Origin of the sequence: Methanobrevibacter sp. (assembly GCF_051877095.1) — an archaeon.
Lineage (GTDB): Archaea > Methanobacteriota > Methanobacteria > Methanobacteriales > Methanobacteriaceae > Methanocatella.
Window position 1 is genome coordinate 1 of the sequence record NZ_JBJEIO010000005.1, and the last position, 19,418, is coordinate 19,418.

Here is a 19,418-nt window from a genome sequence, read left to right on the forward strand (position 1 = left end):
AATTGCTTTAATTTTAGCGAATTCAGCAGGAAGATTTAAACTAATTGCATCAGTTAAGTTACCAAGAATTGTCCTATGAGGATATAAAGAATATTCTTGATGTAATAAACCAATATAAGGCATTATACGACCACGATTAAGAGGACCTACTTTAGTCATGTCAATCCATTCATCACCAAGCTTGATTTGTATATCCCCACCACTTGGCTCAGTTAATCCCATTAACATCCTAGTAGTAGTAGTTTTTCCAGAACCACTTAAACCTACAATACCAAATATTTCTTCCTTATTAATAGTTAAATCTACACCATCAACTGCTTTAACAACACCTCTTTCGATGGAGTAATAATGCTTTTTAACATTTTCTAAAACTACTTCCGGTTCTCCAAATTCAGGAATTTCCTGCTTTTTAGGAATAGGAATTGTAGCTACAAATTCATTTACAACTTTTTGAGGATCCCCTTCTTCCTTAATTTGACCGTCTTCTAACCATATAACATTATCTGCTAGTTCAGTCATTACTTCCGGCCAATGGGAAGTGATTACCATAGTTATTCCTTTATCTTTAACACCCTCTTTTAGAGTATTATGAAGTTTAATCGCAGTTTGAGGATCTAATGTACCTGTAGGTTCATCAGCTAAAAACATCATTGGAGATTTTGCTAATTGCCTTGCAAGTACAACTCTTTGTTTTTCCCCACCACTTAAATCACGAGCAATATGAGTAATCCTATGATTCATTTGAACCATTTCTAATAATTCTAAAGCTTCATAGATTCCTTCTTCATACTCTTTACCCTCAGGCATTGCTCTCATTACATTTTCAATTACTGTTTCCTCATCATATAATGCAAAATTACGTTGCAACATGATAGAAATTCTTCTTTTAATACTTGAGAATAATTTTCTTTCCGCATTAAAGAAATCCACTTCTTTCGCTTCTAAAGTTGCACCACAACTACATTTTTCACCAGCATGAGATGGAGAATCCACTGCTAAACATTCCGGACAGACAGCCACATTAACTAATATTTGACCGGCATCAGGTTTATAATCTGATGTACCTCTTAACATATTAATTAAAACAGATTTTCCACTTCCACTACGCCCTAAAATACCTAAGGTTTCTCCTTCAGCAATTTTTAAATTTACATCTTTAAGAACATCAACACCATCAAAAGTTTTAGTAATATTTTTAAGTGTTATAAAATCCATGAAATCACCTATATTTAAAATAATTTATATATTAAAGTATTAATAATACTTTCTAATAACAATTGTTTTAAAAAAATTAAAGATTAGAAATGTCAAATTCTAAATTCCCAGAAATAACAGAACGAGCAATTGAAAACCCATCAACACCAGTGCCAATCATTTTTTTAACATTAATTTCTGAATTTACAGAATTATTACCAATAACATTAATATTAACCTCATCACAAATTCTCTCTAAAAGTTCCCAGTCAGCTTCAAAAATGCCTTTTCTCATTGCATCAATATGTAAATAATCCGCTCCAGTATCTTCAATCAATTTGGCTATTTTTAATGTATCAACACATTCAACATTAGCTCTAATTTTAACTGAAACTTCACTATCCACATTATCAACAATTTGAGAGATGAACTCTTTCAAATCATCTCTTTTTAACATTTCTTGTCCACAGCCAATATTTAAAATTTCTTTTTGACGACAATGACAATTAATTTCTACAATATCCAAATTTTTAATATTCCCAATATCAATTATTGGCTGAGGATTTATTGCACGAACATTAGCTGAAACTTTTACATTATTATGAGTTTTCTTAATCAAATCAACTTCATTTTTAATATGATGAGAAATCACATCCAAAGGAAAATTAAATTCTTTCCTTCCCCTTTGAATAATCTTCTTACTAGCTTCAATTGTAGGATAATCTAAACTATATCCTCCTAAAGTAGCTACATTAAATCCATACGGAATAACTTTATTTAAAAAAGCAGCATTAGTTATACCTGCCATTGGTGCAACTACTTTAAGCATAGAATTCCTCAATCTTCTTTTTCAACAACCCAAGTCCACATCATATTATTATGTGCACGGATTTCTTCTAAACCAATATCTGCCATATATGCTGCATCTTCAGCATTTTTAGCTCTTCCAATACCTGCTTTAAGTTTAATACCAATTTCTTCATCAATTTCAATTAATAAATCTTCAATTTCTTTTTCAGATAATCCATTACATGGAGCCATGAAATTGTCCCCACCTATAAAGAATAATAATGCTCCTTTCTTAATTAATTTAGTCATTAAGTAATGTTGAGCTTTATTAACACTGAAACTTGTATCAAAAGCAGATTCAATATCAGTAAGAGTTTCAGTGACGCTATTAATATCAATATGGGCTGTTTGAACAAAACTATCTTCTTCATCAACAAGACTATCAATAGCTAAAATTTCTTTTCTTTCCCCAGATTGTGCACTTCCTGCTTTTTGAAGAGCAATAGTAGCTAATCTTTGAGCTTCATGTGGAGTTTCAGCAGCACCCACACCCATACTTACTGTAACAGGATACTTGTTCCTAATAGATCTTTGAATTCTTAAATGATCTTCTTCATTTATGCCATTTGAAATTGCAAGTAAATTATCAAATCTAGTGAAGAAAACTAAACCTTTTTTAGATCCAAAATAACTGTTTAAATCAGCAAATAATCTTGCTTGAAGAATTTGTAAGTCAGACTCAGTTCTTGGTCTTGGAGTGACAGTCCAAGGACCATAATTGTCAATTTGTATTAATGTCATTTGTATCATTGAACAACCTCTTTCCATATTAAGGAATACTATCAATAATAATTTTAGCCAAATTTTTTTTAGCATCTAAATTATTCATAATTGTATTTGTAATTATTACCTTATTAACTATTTGATTTATTTCAGCTTTTTTATCATTATCTTGGATATCAATTACCATTATATCTAAAAAATCTTCATATAATGATGCAACACCGACAGAAGAAACATCAATATCCAATGCTTTCATGAATTTACTTGCAGGTCCAGAAACAGAATCAGAACCAATAATTGGAGATACTGCAATAACATGAGTTTCTTTTAATGCATCACGAACACCATCTAATGACAAAATTGGTGAAATTGAGGTAATTGGATTTGACGGACCAATAATTACCGCATCTGAATTTTTAATTATATCAACAATACCCTCAGTTGGAGAGACCTTTGAAAATTTAAGATCCAACACTTCAGGCTCAGCCTGATGTTTAATTAAAAAATCATGGAATTCCAATTCACCCTTATCAGTAATAATTTTAATATCAGAATCCTCTTCACTCATTGGGATTATTCTTGATGAAATACCCATATTTTTAGCTTGAATTTCACATGCATTATTAAGACCATATTTTTCCATCAATTGAGTCTTTTGTATCTTAGTTGCACGATCAATATCTCCAATTCTAAGTAATTCAGAACATCCAAGCTCCTCAAGACGTTCATGAGTAATGAATGTATCATTTTTAACACCATACCAGAATTCATCATTAATCATATCTGCCATAGTATACAATACAGTGTCAATATCTGCAGAGACATAAACACCAGAAAAATAGTCATTTTCTAAGGTATTAACAATAATATTCAAATCTTTAGGATCAACAACTTCTTTTAATCCTTGCAATAATTTTGGAGTACCAGTTCCACCAGATAAAACAGTAATCATAAAACCACTTAATTTCTAAATACATCAAATTCTTTTGGCATGAGAACAGATTTAATATTTGAATTAACATCTCTTAAAGTATCAAAGCTATCGAAACCACGAATAATAACAACTGGAAGACCTTCATCAGCTTGACCCATTATAAGAGATGCTGCTGATGCTAATTCATCACAAGTTGCGATTTCAGTAGTTTCAAGTTCTCTACCATATAAATCTCTTTCACCAACTCTTTTCCATATTGGAGAAATCCCAGAACATCCAATTGCAGTACCAACAGCACCAAATCTAAATGCTCTTCCTTGAGTGTCAGTTATAATAACTGCAATTTCTTCACCAAATTCCTCTTCTAAATATTCACGAATTTCAAAAGCAGATTTATCTGCATCCTTAGGCATTGGAGTAGCAAAACCATCCCCTACATTAGATTCATCTATACCTGCGTTAGCACAAACAAAACCATGAACAGTTTCTGTAATAATAAATTTTGGACCTACTGCAACAATTTCATTAGATTCTTGAATAATGGATTCAACTAATTGTGGGTCTTTTTTAGCTTTCTTTGCCAGTTCAATAGCTTGATTTGATGGAGTTAACTCATTTAATTTTATAAAATTCTCTTCAGCTTTTGAAATTAATGTTTCAGCAATTAAGATAATATCTCCATGACAAATGTTGCATCCTTGTTTTTCAATAGCTTCCTTAATAATCTTTGAAATATCACTATCCCCATCAATAATAGGAATATTCTCTAAACCAAATAATTCAATACTCATAATAATCATCTAAAAAAAGTTTAAAAAAAAGAAAAAATTATGGACTATAAGCATCAATAGCCCATTTTCCATCAAAAACTGCAGCAGAAGAAGTTACTGGCTTCTCATAGTCTGCAAAAGTACCTTCATCAAAAATAAATTTAGCACTTTCAGTAGCTGTTTCCGCATCAAATTCCACTGGGTCAGGAACTTGAGTACCATAAGTTGAGATAAATACTGCTTTTCCATATGGAACTTTTTCAACTAAAATCTTCTGGTCATTAACTATACCAAAATAACACTCATATTCATCTTCATCACTAGACGCAGTAATACCCGCAGTAATTCTTGGAGTATTATAACTATCTTTTTCATAGTCCATTGTAAGTAATGAATATGCTATTGCATCCCTCAAATTCATTCCTAAAGTAATTTTATCTGCTATAACATCAGTCTGAGATCCATTAGATACAATTGCAACATCATTAACAATACGAATACAATTGTAAGTAATATAAGGATTTTCAAAAATATCCTTCTCAAATCCTTCTTTTGGAACAACTGCCGCACGATTTTCAAATTTAAGACATTGTCTATTCGGAAATGACCTACTTGAAACCCTATATGCAACAAAAGGCTTACCTTCACCAGTCATTCCAGTTGATAAAATTCTACCTGTATACATTTTTATTCCTCTATTTTAAATTTGCGGACGTTGAACAGCTTTATCAGGTGAAACTCCAGAAGGAGTTGTAATATCAATTTCACCCGGTTTAATGGAAATCTCACCATTATCAATTACATTTGCTTGAACACCAACTGCACTATTCATAATCGTGTCTGACTTATCAACACCATTAACTGTAACTTTATGTAAATTAGCTACAGGCATTACATAGTATTCAGCATCACCAGAAACAGAAGTAACATTAGGTTTTCCTCCACCCTCAGTAACATCTGCATCGTCCGCTTGAGCTTCAGCTGAAAAATTACTAGTTACTACTAAAAAAATCATGATTGTAAATAAAATATCAATAAATGGAACTAAATTGATACTTGGCTTTCTGTCTGAAACTTTCTTTTTATGTTTTCCAACATCAATTGCCATTTAATCACCTATTGTTTTAGTTTACTTTCAGTAATTTCAGCATTAACATTACACTTTTCCAATATAATATTGGAAATACTTTTATCTAACATACTTGGTTTAAAAGAAACTTTAATATTTGCGTATGGATCTGAAATAAATCTTGTATTAACCACACCTTCAGCTTCTTGTAATGCTTCAAGTGCACATTCAACATTTGAATCAACCCTAACTTTAACTACAGCATAACCCCAATTGGTCATTTTTGTAGCAAGTTCAATTTTATCCATTTCTACTTCAATAAGACCTTGGATATAAGTATAAATTGGCAATAAAACAATTGCGACTAAAAGTCCCATAATAGTTGTAGTTAATGCAACATAAATACCCTCTGCCATTGCAGCAGAATCTGGATTAACACCTAATGATTTAAAAGTCAACCAAATACCAATAACAGTACCAATTAAACCTAAAAATGGTGCTAATTCAGTAATAGTTTTGATTGTATTTAATCCCTTAGTCATTTCTCCTACTTCAACAATGAAGATTTGTTCCATACTTTCCTCAACTTCTGTTTTATTTTTATAACCAATCTTTAAAGTTTCAGAAATAATTCTGGAAACAGGATTTTTAAAACCACTTATTTGTTTTAAAGCTTCAACAGCACCTCCTCTTTCCATAGATGCAGTTACAACCCCAAATATTTCAGTTGCATCCACTTTACTAATTTTTCTAAGATATGAAATCTTTCTCAATGCAATAATGAGACCATAAATTCCAACAAAAAGAATTACATAAGTAATAATTCCTCCTTGAGTAAAAATATCCATTACTCCATCAATAAAAGGTACAATATTCTCAATAATCATTTTCATCCTCTATAAAATATTAAATTGAAAATTTTTTATAAGAATAGTTATATAAATTCAAATACTTAAATATTATTTTAAAAAAAAGTACTAAATTATCTCATTTTTGCAACAGTAGCCCATGACTTTCTAACAAAAACTGGCATTTCATCATAAGTATAATTAGTTAAAAATTTCTTAGTTGTTGGGTCTGATGGATAACCTGAACCAATGCCACCTAACTTAATATACTCATCATTAATCTCTTTAATCTGAGCATCCCTTTCAGCTTTGGCAATAATAGATGCTGCACTAACCTCAATATACTTATCATCAGCTTTATGTTCAGCTACAACATTACAACCTGTGTCTTTACATAGATTTTCTTGAAAACGTTCAGCTTTAACATCTACCGCATCAACAATAGTTTTTTCAGGTTTTAACTTCAAAATAATGTTTTCCATAGCATTTTTTTCTATCTCATTAAGATTAACACCATTTTCCCTTAATTCATCAATTTCACGTGCAGAAATCACTACAATCTCAAAATCAAACATTTTTCTTAATTTTCTAGATAAAATAGTGCGTCTATTAGGAGTAAGCCTTTTAGAATCTTTAACACCCATTCTTTCAAGAACTTTATCCATTTTTTCTGGGACAATAACACCTGCAATAACCATAGGACCTAAAACAGATCCCCTACCTGCTTCATCAATTCCTAAGACATCCATAAAAATCAGTAAAAAAAAATAAATAAAAATATTTATTTCATAGCCCTAAGACGTACTTCAGGTTCTAATGCAAGAGGTTCTGCAGCAACAATAGCAGTACCTTTTGCCACAACAGTCATAGGATCTTCAGAAGCTACTATAGGAATAGATATTTCATCAAATATTCTTTCTTTCATACCACGAAGTCTTGAAGTTCCACCAACTGCAACAGAGTTATTGTAAACTCCCATCATTAATTCAGGAGATAATCTTTCTAAAATAACATTTAATCCATCAATGATTTGTTGCATATAAGGTTCAACAGCCTCTGCAACGAGCATAGAGTCAATAATAACTTTTTTAGGCCTATTAGTTTCTAAAGATTTACCAATTATCTCAACACTAAGATTTTCTAATTGTTCTGAACAGTGAACCATACCCACTTCTATTTTAGCAGATTCCGCATCATGAATACCAATAGCTACATCATATTTTTCAGCTACAAGTTCCACAATTTTGTTATCAATGTCATCCCCACCACATCTAACAGTTTCAATATCATTAATACCACCAAGAGAAATGATAACAATATCAGTTGATCCAGCACCAATATCAACAACCATAGTTCCATTAGCTTCAGCAATAGGTAATCCTGCACCAATAGCTGCAGCTAATCCTTCACTAATAACTAGAATATTTTGAGCTCCAGCTTTTCTACCTATTTCTTCAGCAGCATTTTTTTCTACTTCAGAAGCATCTCCAGGAATACCAATAACAATTCTTCCAACACTTTCTCCTTCATTAATACCAATTTGCATAGCTTTAATCAATAATGCTTGAGCTTGAACAACATTTTCAATTACACCTTTTTTCAAAGGTCTTACAGCAAGAATATCCTCTGGAGTCCTCCCTAGCATTTTTTTAGCTTCTTCCCCAACAGCTAAAACTTCTGAAGGGTCATCTTTTTTAACAGCAACAACAGATGGTATTTGATATAAATCAAATTTATCACCTGAAGGTTTTGCAATTACAGTGTTCAATGTTCCTAAATCAATTCCTAAACTATTGCTAATAACTTTGGTATCATTAATCTGTGGTTCTTCTTCCTCTTTTCCAAAAATGTTCATGATTACTCCTCCGTTACAATATCTTTAAAGTCAATAACGAAAATTCTGTTAGATGTAGCTATACTTTGAACTTTTTTAATTTCTTCCTTTTTATCGACAGAAATCAAAATTGTTGATAAAACAACTTCATTCGCATTATAAAATGGCTTCAATGCAGATTTAATAAAATTGGGTAACTTTACATTATCACTTAAGTCAACATCAATAAATCCTGTAGTTTGTGAATCCTGTAAAATTGCAAAAGATAACTTTGATCTTTCCAATACAGACACTGTCTTTTTAATGACATTATCTGGGGCAATTAAAACCATTAAGTTTGGATTTTCAACTAGATACTTACGCAATATTCTTACATAAGCTCCACCATCTTGGTCTGCAAATTTTTTAAATTCATCAATAACAATAGAATTACCATAAAGCATGATAAAATCGAATTTTTTATCCAAATTACCCTCTTTTAAAATTACATGTTCCCTAAATAATATCTTAACACGATGATTAGATGCTATAGCTTTATAAGCTACTTTATCAACTAATTCAGCATTTCCTGCAACAACACACCAATTTTTCTCAATTTCATAGTCATTATTAGCAGAAACTTTTGCCGCTTGTCTAAGAACACGAATATTATCTTCTATCATCTAACTACTCACTTAATATTGATTTAAATTCAATTTTTATATAAATTAAACATTACCTTCATTAAAAAATATTAAATTTTATCAACTAAAAAATAAATCTAACATTTTAAATTAAAGAATGCATAAGCTATTTATTAAAGTTTAACCATTACTATTTATAAAAAAATTATTATATATATTTTATCTTTTATAATAATAATTCAAAAAAATATAATGAAAGAATAAAATAACTGCAAAATTATTAATTAAAAACAATCGTATTAATAATAATCCAATTAAATAATGAAAAACTAGAATAATTAATAAGTACAAATAAAAATAAGTCTTATTAAGTATTAGATATAAATATACATAAAAATAAAGTAAAATAAAAGATAAGATTAATAAGAAATAAAGTAAAAAGTAATACTGGAGTTCGAATATGAAAATTGAAAACACAAATATGAAAAGTTTCATTGCACTATCAGACATCATATCTTTAATGAATATGGCCTCAGGATTTTTATCAATAATCTTCTCATTTAATCATGAATTCAGCATAGCAGCAATCTTAATGATTATTGCAATCATATTCGACTCAGCAGATGGTTGGGTAGCACGTAAAATAAATAGGCAAGATGAATTAGGATTTGGGAAAAATATCGATTCATTATCAGATATTGTCTCATTTGGAGTTGCACCAGCAATTTTTCTTTACAGTTGCATTAACACCACCCCAGGTATTTTTCAAATAATAATAACACTTGTTAGCTTATTAATTATAATTTGTGGAGTTTTAAGATTAACAAGATATAATGTAATTGCAGGTAAAATAGATACTCATGATTTTATTGGATTTCCAATTCCAGGAATATCATTAGTAATAGGGTCATTTTATCTAAGTGGATTATTTAATCCATATATTGCAATTTTATTAAGTATAATTATTTCATTACTTATGATAAGTAAAATAAGATATCCTAAATTTGATAATATACCATTAATTGCAATATCATCCATATTAATATTAATATTAATTCTCCCAATTGATATAATCTTATTTAATATTAATATTCCTGCAACATTATTACTATTATTCTGCTTATACTACCTAATAGTTAATTTAATTAAAAAATGAGCAATATTACTCCTATAATTAAATTACCCATCTAAATTTATTCAAAATTAGGAGTATAAATAATGAATGATAAAAAACCAAGAGATCCATTGTATCCTAGGGGTTTTGAAGAAACAAAAGAATTAAAAAAACAATTAAATAAAGAATATTCAAAACCAAATAAAAAAGAGAATGAATTAACACCACTAAAAAAATTGAACCGCAAACTTGGAGTTTATTTAAGTCCAAATTCTATTGAAATATCCGATGATGAAAAAAAGAAAAAAATTGGTATAATAATAACTACATTAATACTACTTACAATAATTTCATCAGCATATTATTTCTTAATTTATGAACCTGCACAACAGGAATTAACACTTGCAAAAACAACAAAATTAAATGAACTACACGACTTATATAGTGGACCATTAACAACATCTCAGAATTCAGTTTTATTAGAAAATCGAATCAATGATGCAAGAACTCCCAAAGAAATCGAACAAATAAACATATTAACACCTGCAACAAAGGATTGGCAATCATTCCATAAAAAATCAATCTACTCCAATAAGGATAATTACAACAGAACTATGGCAGTGTATTCAAATGAAAGTAAAAATATGATTATGCCAATGAAAAAAGCTATTAATATTGTAAATGAGAATAATGCTGAAGTTTTATCAAAAATTAAATTTGAAGAACCAAATACCGTATCTGTTCCAATTTTAATCTCAAGGCTCCAAGCAGGAGCTGGCCTTGTAACAGTAGGAAGTGTAGTGGATATTTACACTAACAACAATAATACTATTGAAAATTACACTTCAAATAATACAAGCCCAGATATAAGTGGTTGTACGGTTTTAGCAATAATGAGATATGAAGATAATGGAGAAATTGACTCAGAATATTCAAAATCCAATACTCAAATAAATGGAAACAATACTAATCCAAAAGAAAATACAAAAGCGTTTTCATCAGATGTTCTTGAATTAATCAAAGGATCAATAATCAATGGTTATGATGAAGAAAAAACATTTAATATGCTTAAAAATTATGGGATAAAATTATCAAATTATGAAAGACAGATAAATTTAGGTGATTTAAATGCTCAATATATGCTTCTAATCGAAACACCACAAGATAAAGTAGAATATGTGATAAATAATATGGATAATATCATCTTAACAATTCCAACAACAAAAGCACCTAACTGGATGATAAATGAAATAAACTCGACATATCAATATTAAGAAAAGTATTATATTAGATTTAACAAAATTGATATTATGAAAAAACCAACTATCTCAACTATAATCATTATTATTTGTATATTAATAATTGGATTATATGCAATGGGAGAAGTAAATTATTTCTCATCCAAAATTTCTGTGGAAAGAAACATTGATTGCCCAACTATTGTAATACCTAGCATCGGAGTCAATGAAAAGATTAATAATGTGTCATTAAATCAAGGTGTATTAAGTGACCCAGAAGATAATATCCCTATCAAAGATTATGTTGTGTTATATGGTCATAGAACCCTTCAAGGTTCCCCTTTCTTCAGATTAAATGAACTTAAAGTTGGTGATTCATTAGTATTAGAATGGCCAGGAATTGGAGAACTAAACTACACAGTAACTAACACGACAATCGTACCAGGGACTGCTGATGTGCCAATAGGAGGAAACGAATCATTGTTCTTAATAACCTGTGATCCAATTGGATCTACAGAAAACAGAATAATAATTGAAGGAGAATTAGAAAAACAAGGTCCTATAAATGACAAAATTATTAAAGAAAATCCACAAGCATTTAATGCAATTATTATATCTGCAATATTCTTTATAATAGGAACAATATTCAGTTATTTCTATCCTAAAGACAACAGAATTTACATTTTTGCAGTTGTCTTAATAATTTCCACATTATTATTCTACTTCTGCATAAATCCAATCCCGTCTGAAATATTTTATGAAAAAATCATATTTTTAAATGGAGGTTAACAATGGACGTTGATAAAAAATATTTTTCAAACATAACAAAAAGAGAAAGAGCAATTTTTGAAGGTGCAATTAGTATGGGTGCTCTCTTTCACCAGTTCGTAGGAACACCTGTCAATAAAAATACAAAAAAAGGATTAGAAAAAAGTATGGAAGATTCTTTAAGATTACAACCTGCAATTGAAAATGTCGATGTTAAAATCAGATTTGATAAACTTGAAGAATCAATGACTGAGTTTGACTACACTTCCCTTAATGGGGATATGTTAGACGTTAAAATATATACAAAAGTAGACAATGTTAAAGCAACAATAAAAATTGAATTTATCGAAGAACTCAATTATCCTTTAATGTATGTCGAAAATATTACAGAAGATTAAAAGTTAAAATATTTCTTTTAAATCTTCCACTAATTCTTTTAAATGATTTAATTTTATATGATTCATTAATACAATCCTAATAGCTACAGGACATTTAGCAACTGAAACTTTCCAGCCAAATACATCTAATTTTTTTGCAATTTCATCAGCACATATATTAGGATGATTAAATGCAACAAGATTTAATTCAGGTTCACAAATAACTTCATAACCAATTTTTTCAAGGTTTTCTTTTAAAAATTTAGTATTATTCATTGCATCCTTAATTAATTTAGAATATCCTTCTTTTCCAAGATATTTCATGACCGCATAAGTTGCTGCAGAAGCAGCACCAGACCGTGTACCAACAATTGTTGACTGAGTTTTAGTGGTTAAATAAGGAGAATCAACTGCCATAACATCAAGATATTCTTCTTTTCTAAAAAGTATGCCCCCAGCAGGAATTGGTGCTAAACCCATCTTATGAGGATCAATAGTTATGGAACATACTCCCTCTAGAGAAAAATCAAAAACAGGTAAATTAAAACCCATTTCTCTTAGAAATGGAATAGCAAATCCTCCAAAAGCAGCATCAACATGGAAATAGATATTATTATCATGAGCTATTTTTGAAATTTCTTCTATTGGATCTATTAAACCTAATTCAGTAGTACCTGCAATAGCTACAATAGCTACTGTTTTATCTGAAATTAAATGTTTAACTGAATCTACATCCATTTTATAATTATCATCAAGACTTGCTTCAAGAATTTTTAAATTTAACATATCTGCAGCTTTTTTAAATGAAAAATGAGCAGATTCTGGAATAATTATTTCTCCACCTATTATTCCTTTGTATTTTCTTGCATGGTTTCTAGCAGCACGTATTGCCATAATATTAGCTTCAGTACCACCAGTTACAATATAACCATAAGGCTTATTTATAGATAATAATTCACCAATAGATTCAATAACTTTACTTTCTATTAATTTAGTACCTTTAAAAAGACCAGGATCACCTAAATTTGTATCAATAAATTTATAATAAACTTCTTTAGCAAAAGGATGTGCTTCAGTACACATTGAACCTAAAATTCTACCATCCCTATAATCATAATCCAAATTATGAAGTTCATTTAACTCCTTTAAAATAACATCTTTATCTATTTGTTTTTCATCCATAAAATAACCTAAATCTAAAATTCAATAAAAATAAAAAAAAGAAATAAAAAGATTATTCTAAACGTTGACGAGCAGCATCAAGAATAATTTTTTGTTCGGCCCTAGCAACAGTTTTTCTAACTTCTGCTATAGCATCAGTGTTTGAAGATACACTTGTAATTCCAAATCCAACAAGTTTTTCAACAATACGAGGTACACTACCTGCTTGACCACAGATACTACATTTTACACCTGCTTCAACACATTTTTTGATTGTCATTTCAATCAATTTCATTACTGCAGGATGTTCTTCAGAATAGTGTTTTGCAACATATTCATTGTTTCTATCAACAGCAAGAGTATATTGTGTTAAATCGTTGGTTCCTAAACTTACAAAGTCAATTCCTACTGCAATATAATCTTCAATAGTTAATGCAGCAGCCGGAATTTCAACCATCATACCAAAATCAACATCTTTATGAGGTTCTAAACCAATTTCAGAACAAATTGCTTTAGCTTGTTTAAGCTCTTCTGGACTTTGTGATAATGGAATCATAATTCCAATATTAGTGTATCCTTTTTCATGCAATTTTTTAATAGCTTTAAATTCACATTTGAGAATTTCAGGTTGATCAAGTTCCCTTCTGATTCCTCTCCAACCAAGCATTGGATTGTGTTCTATAGGTTCATTTTCTCCACCTTCTAATGTGATAAATTCATCAGTAGGAGCATCTAAAGTTCTATACCATACTGGTTTTGGATAAAATTCATCTGCTACAATCATAACATTTTCAGCAATAGTATCGATTAATTCATCTTCTCTTCCATCAGCAATGAATTTTCCAGGGTGAACACCCGCAGTTAACATTAAGTGTTCTGTTCTAAGTAAACCTACACCATCTGCACCAGTTGCAGCTGCTTTAGCTGCTGCCTCAGGCATACTTACATTAGCTTTTACTTCAGTAACAGTTATAATTGGAGCTGCTTCAACATTACTAGCTACTTGTACTGCTTCTTCATTAATTTCAGAAAATCCTTCAAATACTAATCCTTTTTTACCATCAATAGTTACACTAATATTTTCTTCTAAAACATTTGTAGCATCACCAGTACCTACAACACAAGGAATTCCAAGTTCACGAGAAATAATAGATGCGTGACATGTTACCCCACCCTCATCAGTTACAATTCCACTTGATCTTTTCATAGCAGGAACCATATCTGGAGTAGTCATAGTAGTAACCATTATGTCTCCATCTTCAATCTTATCTAATTCTGCAATATCTAAAATAATTTTAACATTACCAGAAGCCATACCTGGACTTGCACCAAGACCTCTTACTAAAACATCTCCAATTTCAGAAGAAACTTCATCAACATCTTCAACAACATCACCTAATGTAGTGATAGGTCTTGCTTGTAATAAAAATAATTCTCCTTTTTCAAATGCCCATTCAGTATCCATTGGTTCGCCATAGTGACTTTGAACTTTTTTACCCATTTCTGTTAATTCAATGAGTTCTTCATCAGATAAAACTCTTTCATTCCTCATATCTTCTGGAACATCAACTTTAACACTGGTTTCATTTTCATCATTAACGTACATGACTTTTTTATCACTCACAGTAACATTAATAATATCATTGTCTTTTTTAGAAACTTGATAATTATCTGGAGTTACATCACCAGAAACTACTGCTTCTCCAAGACCCCATGATCCTTCAATTAAAGCTATATCCTCACCAGTAGATGGATTTACAGTGAACATTACTCCTGCTTTATCTGCATTTGCCATTTTTTGGACAACAACAGCAATTAAAACTTTTGAATGTTCAAAATTATTTTCTTCCCTGTAAAATATAGCCCTTGCTTCAAATAAGGAAGCCCAACATTTCCTTAAGTATTCTAACACTGAATCATTTCCAGAAACATATAAATAAGTATCTTGTTGACCTGCAAATGAAGCTTCAGGTAAATCCTCTGCTGTAGCAGAAGATCTAATAGCTACTTCAACATCATCCTCACCACATCTTTGACAAAGTTGATTGTAAGCTTCAGTAATAATTAAAACCATGTCTTCTGGAATAGGAGCTTCATTAATAATAGCTTTAATTTCTTCAGAAGCCGCTTGAAGAGCTTTAGTATCATTGATATCAATTTCATCAAGAATACTTAAAACTTGATCATTGATTCCAGTTTCCACCATAAACTTTTCATAAGTTTGTGCAGTTACGACAAAACCTGGAGGTACTGGGATACCTGCTTGAGTTAATTCACCCAAATTAGCACCTTTTCCACCAGCAATTGGAATATCAGATTTATTTAAATCCTCAAATTTTTTAACATACATGAAATATAACCTCTTGGCTTGAAATTAATACATTGACATTCACTTTTAGAATAAAAACATTGCCAATATTATATAATAATATAAAATTTAAAGTTTAAATATTTAATTATAAAAATTAAAAATTAAGTAAAAAAAACTATATAAAATAGAAAATAAAAAAAGAGTAAAAAGAAATTCAGTTAAAAAAAATTATTTAACTAAATCTGCACCTTTATCAACAACGATTCTACATGGAACTGGTAATTTCATACCTGCTCTTTTTAATGCAACTTTAGCTTGTTCAAAGTTTCTTTCGTTACAATCAATAGTAACAATTCTTTGACCTTTTTTAACAATAGCTTCAACACTGATAGGTTTACCAAAAGCATTTCTCATACCACTTTGTACCCTATCCGCACCTGCACCAGTTGCCATTGGGTTTTCTCTTACGATTTGGTGAGGATAAACTCTCAATTTTAAGTGGTAACCCATTCTACCAGCAGCTCTTTGCATTAATCTGTTAGAAGCAATCCTTGCAGCTTCTAAAGAGTTGTGTCTAATATGAGCTGGTTTTTTAACAGCCAAACTTACAGATACTGGGAATTCATCTTTTAAATTACCCATATCATATTGTACAATTCTTGAATTTGGGGTTTTTCTAATATAATCTCTTCTTGTATAAGCACGAACCATTATAATTCCTCCGAAATAACTATGACATGATAAACATGTTTTAATTAAAAATAGCTATAATATAATCAAATTCGATAATAGCTATATAAAAATTATATATCGTAATAGATAGAATACTTAAATATATTAATTAAGTTATTAATAAATGTTACCATAATCTTAAAAAATATTAAAAAAAAGTAAAAATTAAAAAAAGTGAAAAAATGGAAATTAAAGGAACAGTATACTTAGATTACAATAATAATGAATCCGCAAAGTTAATCTTTGACTCACTAGAAATAGATAATAAAGATTATTTAAAATCAGAATTAAAAAACAACAAAATAATTTATGAAATTACAAGCGAAACATTAGGTAGTTTTTTAACAACCACCGATGATTTAATCGCATCTGAAATTGTTATTGAAAAAATATTGAATACAACACATTAATTTCCTACATACTCATACCCAATGAACATGTTTAAAATTAAACTTTTCTAAAGATTCATACTAATTTTAATTATTAAAAATAAAGATTATAAAAAGTTTTATATAATTATAAAAAAGATATATTATTTTATTATATTAATTTAATTAATTCATTTAGAGTGTGTAATTTATGGAATGTTATTATCATCCTGGAAGAGAAGGCACAGCTAATTGTGCAATATGTGGCAAATCTGTTTGTAAAGAATGTAGTTTAGAAATTGCAGGTAAAATTTACTGTAAAGAATGTTTAGAAAAAATTATAGGCATTACACTTGAAAAAAAAGCTCAAGAAGAACCTCAAGTTGTAGAACCTCAACCTGTTGAACAAAAACCTCTTGTAACAGAATCCCCAGAAATTAATACTCAAAATACTGATGATAATATATATAAAACACTAAATGAAGATAACTTTGAAATACCATACAATCCTCAAGAAGAAGTTACTTCAAATGAAATTAAATCAATAAGTGGTAACTCACCATACAATATAAAAGATAATATTAAATATTCTGGTGGACTTGAATCTTCTTACAATATTGATTCTGAGATTTATCAACAACCACCAGTAGAACAAGAACCACAAATTGCTCAAAATGAATTAGACATGCAACAATCCAATTTAAGTTCAATGACTAGTGACGATTTCATCTACCCTGATCACAATTATGAACCACCAAAAACTACTGCTAGACAGGAATTAGAAGATAAATATGAAAAATACCTTGATGACTTGTACTTTGATGAAAATGAAATTCCATTAGGTGAACAATTAGCAAAAGATGAAGCACAATATGGATCATTGACAAGAAAAGAATATGTTCCTAAACCTAAAGAGGTTCCTAAACCACAAGCACCTGTACAAGTTAGTGAGCCAAAAATAGAAACTCCTGAAGAAATGGAAGATAGGATTAGAGCTGAAATTTTAAAAGAACAAGGTTTAATGACTGATGAATTAATCCTTAAAGAAGAATCTAAAAAAGAAAGTAAACACTTCGGTTTAAGACATAAAAATAATGATAATGAATTACCAACTGATGATAAAAACATCCATAACTTAAATTATAAGAATGAAAAAGAACCTATGGGTGCTGTTGATATATTATTAACAATAATTCTTATCATTGTAATATTAATTGTAATATATTATATTGTTTACTTATTCTTATTAAGTTCAACTTATCCAACATTTATGGATGCAATATTCGCAATTAGAAATCCTCAAAATATTATTAATACTATTTTGACACAATTATAATAATGAAATATTTTCATTATTTACTTTTTTTATAAATTTTTCCAATATTTCCTTATTTTTATAACCTAAAACTCTAATATTTGATGGATATTTATCAATATATTGAGAAACAATCTTTTTTGGGATAGGATTTTCTAAAATGCTTAAAACCCTTTGATGAAAATGAGAGGAAAATCCCTGTAAAATAAATTCTTCCAATTTTTCTAAAGTATTATACGGCCCATTATCAAGAATATTTTTAGCTAATTTTTCATTAAACAAATTCAAAGCAGATAATTCCTCAAAAGTAAATGTATTAACTGTATTTAAAATAGATTCAACATCACGAATACCATATATTATGGAATCCTTTTTAATTTCCCTTTTTAAAACTTCAATAGTCTTTGAGGGCATCATATCTAAAACATCATCAAAATTATCTTTTTGAATACTTTCACGAATTAATGTTCCACTTACCCCTTCAATTCTTTCAACGAAAATAAACTTATTAGTATAATCAAATCCAATCTTGCTTAAAGAATTAGAAAATGAAGTTATAACATAATTATCTTCTTCAAGCTTATCTTTTAAAATAGTTTCATTAGTAGTTTTATCTACAATTTTATAAGGTTTTGGAGCTATATGATGACCTAAATTTATTCTTTTTAAAATTTCATCAAATCCTTCTTTAGGATTATATCCTCGTGGAATATAATCTGTATTTAATGATTTAAACATCTTACAAAGACATAATGAATACTGTCCAGATCCCATAATTCCCATTGGAGGACCTTCAACAACAATATCTGCCCCAACTGAAATTGCAATTTCTGCCCTAATTTCTCTTGGCAATATATATGGAATACCCCTACCACTTCTTTCAAATAGTCCCGGAACAATAGCAACAAATAATGAGTCAGGAAACATATTCTTTGCAGTCTTCATACAATGAAAATGACCGTTATGTAACGGATTATACTCAGTAAAATCTGCTATTAAATTTATATCTGAAGAAGTATCTGAATTCTCACATTCCATACTTACATCATTGAAAAATAATTTTTTATCTCTTTTGAGAATATCTAAAACTTGGGACATGAAAATAAATATAACTTTTAAATTAAAAAAAACTTATGATTTAAAAATGTTAAAAAACAAATATGCAATAAATAATCATTAGGAGATTAATA

At 29.4% G+C, this 19,418-nt stretch carries 21 protein-coding genes; 6 read left to right on the forward strand and 15 right to left on the reverse strand.

The genetic code is table 11. The features are described from left to right. From atwA to ACI389_RS02980, 11 genes are all read right to left on the reverse strand, one after another. Positions 1 to 1,215 (reverse strand): methyl coenzyme M reductase system, component A2 (gene atwA, locus ACI389_RS02930; RefSeq protein WP_439780060.1); only part of this gene is annotated, 1,215 nt, incomplete at its 3' end. Between the two features lie 76 nt (positions 1,216 to 1,291). Then, positions 1,292 to 2,002 (reverse strand): MJ0144 family RNA dihydrouridine synthase-like protein, encoded by a 711-nt coding sequence (locus ACI389_RS02935; protein ID WP_439780433.1) that lies wholly within the window; start codon positions 2,000 to 2,002, stop codon positions 1,292 to 1,294. 29 nt (positions 2,003 to 2,031) lie between these two features. Then, positions 2,032 to 2,793 (reverse strand): GTP cyclohydrolase III, encoded by a 762-nt coding sequence (locus ACI389_RS02940; protein ID WP_439780061.1) that lies wholly within the window; start codon positions 2,791 to 2,793, stop codon positions 2,032 to 2,034. Between the two features lie 19 nt (positions 2,794 to 2,812). Then, positions 2,813 to 3,718, reverse strand: coding sequence for a 2-phospho-L-lactate transferase (gene cofD, locus ACI389_RS02945; protein WP_439780062.1), 906 nt, complete (start codon positions 3,716 to 3,718; stop codon positions 2,813 to 2,815). Positions 3,719 to 3,726: 8 nt separating this feature from the next. Beyond that, positions 3,727 to 4,500, reverse strand: coding sequence for a coenzyme F420-0:L-glutamate ligase (locus ACI389_RS02950; RefSeq protein ID WP_439780063.1), 774 nt, complete (start codon positions 4,498 to 4,500; stop codon positions 3,727 to 3,729). Positions 4,501 to 4,528: 28 nt separating this feature from the next. Then, complete coding sequence (locus ACI389_RS02955) at positions 4,529 to 5,155, reverse strand: IMP cyclohydrolase (RefSeq protein ID WP_439780064.1); 627 nt, start codon at positions 5,153 to 5,155, stop codon at positions 4,529 to 4,531. Positions 5,156 to 5,170: 15 nt separating this feature from the next. After that, entirely contained in the window at positions 5,171 to 5,578 is a 408-nt protein-coding gene (locus ACI389_RS02960; protein ID WP_439780065.1) for an ExbD/TolR family protein, read from the reverse strand. Positions 5,579 to 5,586: 8 nt separating this feature from the next. After that, positions 5,587 to 6,426: a MotA/TolQ/ExbB proton channel family protein gene (locus ACI389_RS02965; RefSeq protein ID WP_439780066.1), complete on the reverse strand. Its 840-nt coding sequence runs from the start codon at positions 6,424 to 6,426 to the stop codon at positions 5,587 to 5,589. Between the two features lie 95 nt (positions 6,427 to 6,521). Continuing rightward, the gene (rnhB, locus tag ACI389_RS02970) at positions 6,522 to 7,136 is read right to left on the reverse strand and encodes a ribonuclease HII (protein ID WP_439780067.1); all 615 of its coding nucleotides are present in this window, start codon (positions 7,134 to 7,136) and stop codon (positions 6,522 to 6,524) included. 32 nt (positions 7,137 to 7,168) lie between these two features. Continuing rightward, positions 7,169 to 8,242: a rod shape-determining protein gene (locus ACI389_RS02975; protein ID WP_439780068.1), complete on the reverse strand. Its 1,074-nt coding sequence runs from the start codon at positions 8,240 to 8,242 to the stop codon at positions 7,169 to 7,171. Positions 8,243 to 8,244: 2 nt separating this feature from the next. Then, positions 8,245 to 8,883, reverse strand: coding sequence for a hypothetical protein (locus tag ACI389_RS02980; protein WP_439780069.1), 639 nt, complete (start codon positions 8,881 to 8,883; stop codon positions 8,245 to 8,247). Positions 8,884 to 9,304: 421 nt separating this feature from the next. Between ACI389_RS02980 and ACI389_RS02985 the strand changes: the two genes are divergently transcribed. The 4 genes from ACI389_RS02985 (at position 9,305) to ACI389_RS03000 (ending at position 12,362) form a co-directional block, all read left to right on the forward strand. Further along, entirely contained in the window at positions 9,305 to 10,000 is a 696-nt protein-coding gene (locus ACI389_RS02985; RefSeq protein ID WP_439780070.1) for an archaetidylserine synthase, read from the forward strand. A gap of 62 nt (positions 10,001 to 10,062) precedes the next feature. Beyond that, positions 10,063 to 11,232, forward strand: a complete 1,170-nt coding sequence (locus ACI389_RS02990) for a hypothetical protein (RefSeq protein WP_439780071.1) — start codon at positions 10,063 to 10,065, stop codon at positions 11,230 to 11,232. Between the two features lie 36 nt (positions 11,233 to 11,268). After that, on the forward strand, positions 11,269 to 11,985 hold the full coding sequence (locus tag ACI389_RS02995; protein ID WP_439780072.1) for a class E sortase: 717 nt from the start codon (positions 11,269 to 11,271) through the stop codon (positions 11,983 to 11,985). Between the two features lie 2 nt (positions 11,986 to 11,987). Beyond that, the gene (locus ACI389_RS03000; RefSeq protein ID WP_439780073.1) at positions 11,988 to 12,362 is read left to right on the forward strand and encodes a dihydroneopterin aldolase family protein; all 375 of its coding nucleotides are present in this window, start codon (positions 11,988 to 11,990) and stop codon (positions 12,360 to 12,362) included. Between the two features lie 3 nt (positions 12,363 to 12,365). Here ACI389_RS03000 and mfnA read toward each other — a convergent pair whose 3' ends face one another. The 3 genes from mfnA to rplJ all read right to left on the reverse strand — a co-directional run bounded on the left by mfnA (position 12,366) and on the right by rplJ (position 16,524). After that, the gene (gene mfnA / locus ACI389_RS03005; RefSeq protein WP_439780074.1) at positions 12,366 to 13,523 is read right to left on the reverse strand and encodes a tyrosine decarboxylase MfnA; all 1,158 of its coding nucleotides are present in this window, start codon (positions 13,521 to 13,523) and stop codon (positions 12,366 to 12,368) included. A gap of 52 nt (positions 13,524 to 13,575) precedes the next feature. Further along, complete coding sequence (gene ppsA / locus ACI389_RS03010) at positions 13,576 to 15,852, reverse strand: phosphoenolpyruvate synthase (RefSeq protein ID WP_439780075.1); 2,277 nt, start codon at positions 15,850 to 15,852, stop codon at positions 13,576 to 13,578. 189 nt (positions 15,853 to 16,041) lie between these two features. Further along, positions 16,042 to 16,524 (reverse strand): 50S ribosomal protein L16, encoded by a 483-nt coding sequence (gene rplJ / locus ACI389_RS03015; RefSeq protein WP_439780076.1) that lies wholly within the window; start codon positions 16,522 to 16,524, stop codon positions 16,042 to 16,044. Positions 16,525 to 16,727: 203 nt separating this feature from the next. On the opposite strand from rplJ, the gene ACI389_RS03020 reads away from it, so the two are divergent. Both ACI389_RS03020 and ACI389_RS03025 read left to right on the forward strand, forming a co-directional pair. Beyond that, positions 16,728 to 16,955, forward strand: coding sequence for a KEOPS complex subunit Pcc1 (locus tag ACI389_RS03020; RefSeq protein ID WP_439780077.1), 228 nt, complete (start codon positions 16,728 to 16,730; stop codon positions 16,953 to 16,955). A gap of 169 nt (positions 16,956 to 17,124) precedes the next feature. Further along, on the forward strand, positions 17,125 to 18,249 hold the full coding sequence (locus ACI389_RS03025; protein ID WP_439780078.1) for an ATPase: 1,125 nt from the start codon (positions 17,125 to 17,127) through the stop codon (positions 18,247 to 18,249). Here the strand turns inward: ACI389_RS03025 and ACI389_RS03030 are convergent. Next, positions 18,244 to 19,326 (reverse strand): nucleotidyltransferase family protein, encoded by a 1,083-nt coding sequence (locus ACI389_RS03030; protein WP_439780079.1) that lies wholly within the window; start codon positions 19,324 to 19,326, stop codon positions 18,244 to 18,246. The two genes, ACI389_RS03025 and ACI389_RS03030, sit on opposite strands and share 6 nt — an antisense overlap. Between the last annotated feature and the right edge of the window lie 92 nt (positions 19,327 to 19,418).

What these genes read in the sequence shown, in the direction of transcription:
- cofD (WP_439780062.1), bottom strand. Translation starts at nt 3,718, where the DNA reads ATGATTACTGTTTTATCTGGTGGAACTGGTACTCCAAAATTATTGCAA.
- mfnA (WP_439780074.1), bottom strand. Translation starts at nt 13,523, where the DNA reads ATGGATGAAAAACAAATAGATAAAGATGTTATTTTAAAGGAGTTAAAT.
- ACI389_RS02955 (WP_439780064.1), bottom strand. Translation starts at nt 5,155, where the DNA reads ATGTATACAGGTAGAATTTTATCAACTGGAATGACTGGTGAAGGTAAG.
- ACI389_RS03030 (WP_439780079.1), bottom strand. Translation starts at nt 19,326, where the DNA reads ATGTCCCAAGTTTTAGATATTCTCAAAAGAGATAAAAAATTATTTTTC.
- rnhB (WP_439780067.1), bottom strand. Translation starts at nt 7,136, where the DNA reads ATGGATGTCTTAGGAATTGATGAAGCAGGTAGGGGATCTGTTTTAGGT.
- ppsA (WP_439780075.1), bottom strand. Translation starts at nt 15,852, where the DNA reads ATGTATGTTAAAAAATTTGAGGATTTAAATAAATCTGATATTCCAATT.
- ACI389_RS02985 (WP_439780070.1), top strand. Translation starts at nt 9,305, where the DNA reads ATGAAAATTGAAAACACAAATATGAAAAGTTTCATTGCACTATCAGAC.
- ACI389_RS02990 (WP_439780071.1), top strand. Translation starts at nt 10,063, where the DNA reads ATGAATGATAAAAAACCAAGAGATCCATTGTATCCTAGGGGTTTTGAA.
- ACI389_RS03000 (WP_439780073.1), top strand. Translation starts at nt 11,988, where the DNA reads ATGGACGTTGATAAAAAATATTTTTCAAACATAACAAAAAGAGAAAGA.
- rplJ (WP_439780076.1), bottom strand. Translation starts at nt 16,524, where the DNA reads ATGGTTCGTGCTTATACAAGAAGAGATTATATTAGAAAAACCCCAAAT.
- ACI389_RS02950 (WP_439780063.1), bottom strand. Translation starts at nt 4,500, where the DNA reads ATGATTATTATGAGTATTGAATTATTTGGTTTAGAGAATATTCCTATT.
- ACI389_RS02940 (WP_439780061.1), bottom strand. Translation starts at nt 2,793, where the DNA reads ATGATACAAATGACATTAATACAAATTGACAATTATGGTCCTTGGACT.
- ACI389_RS02960 (WP_439780065.1), bottom strand. Translation starts at nt 5,578, where the DNA reads ATGGCAATTGATGTTGGAAAACATAAAAAGAAAGTTTCAGACAGAAAG.
- ACI389_RS03025 (WP_439780078.1), top strand. Translation starts at nt 17,125, where the DNA reads ATGGAATGTTATTATCATCCTGGAAGAGAAGGCACAGCTAATTGTGCA.
- ACI389_RS02965 (WP_439780066.1), bottom strand. Translation starts at nt 6,426, where the DNA reads ATGATTATTGAGAATATTGTACCTTTTATTGATGGAGTAATGGATATT.
- ACI389_RS02995 (WP_439780072.1), top strand. Translation starts at nt 11,269, where the DNA reads ATGAAAAAACCAACTATCTCAACTATAATCATTATTATTTGTATATTA.
- ACI389_RS02980 (WP_439780069.1), bottom strand. Translation starts at nt 8,883, where the DNA reads ATGATAGAAGATAATATTCGTGTTCTTAGACAAGCGGCAAAAGTTTCT.
- ACI389_RS03020 (WP_439780077.1), top strand. Translation starts at nt 16,728, where the DNA reads ATGGAAATTAAAGGAACAGTATACTTAGATTACAATAATAATGAATCC.
- ACI389_RS02935 (WP_439780433.1), bottom strand. Translation starts at nt 2,002, where the DNA reads ATGGCAGGTATAACTAATGCTGCTTTTTTAAATAAAGTTATTCCGTAT.
- ACI389_RS02975 (WP_439780068.1), bottom strand. Translation starts at nt 8,242, where the DNA reads ATGAACATTTTTGGAAAAGAGGAAGAAGAACCACAGATTAATGATACC.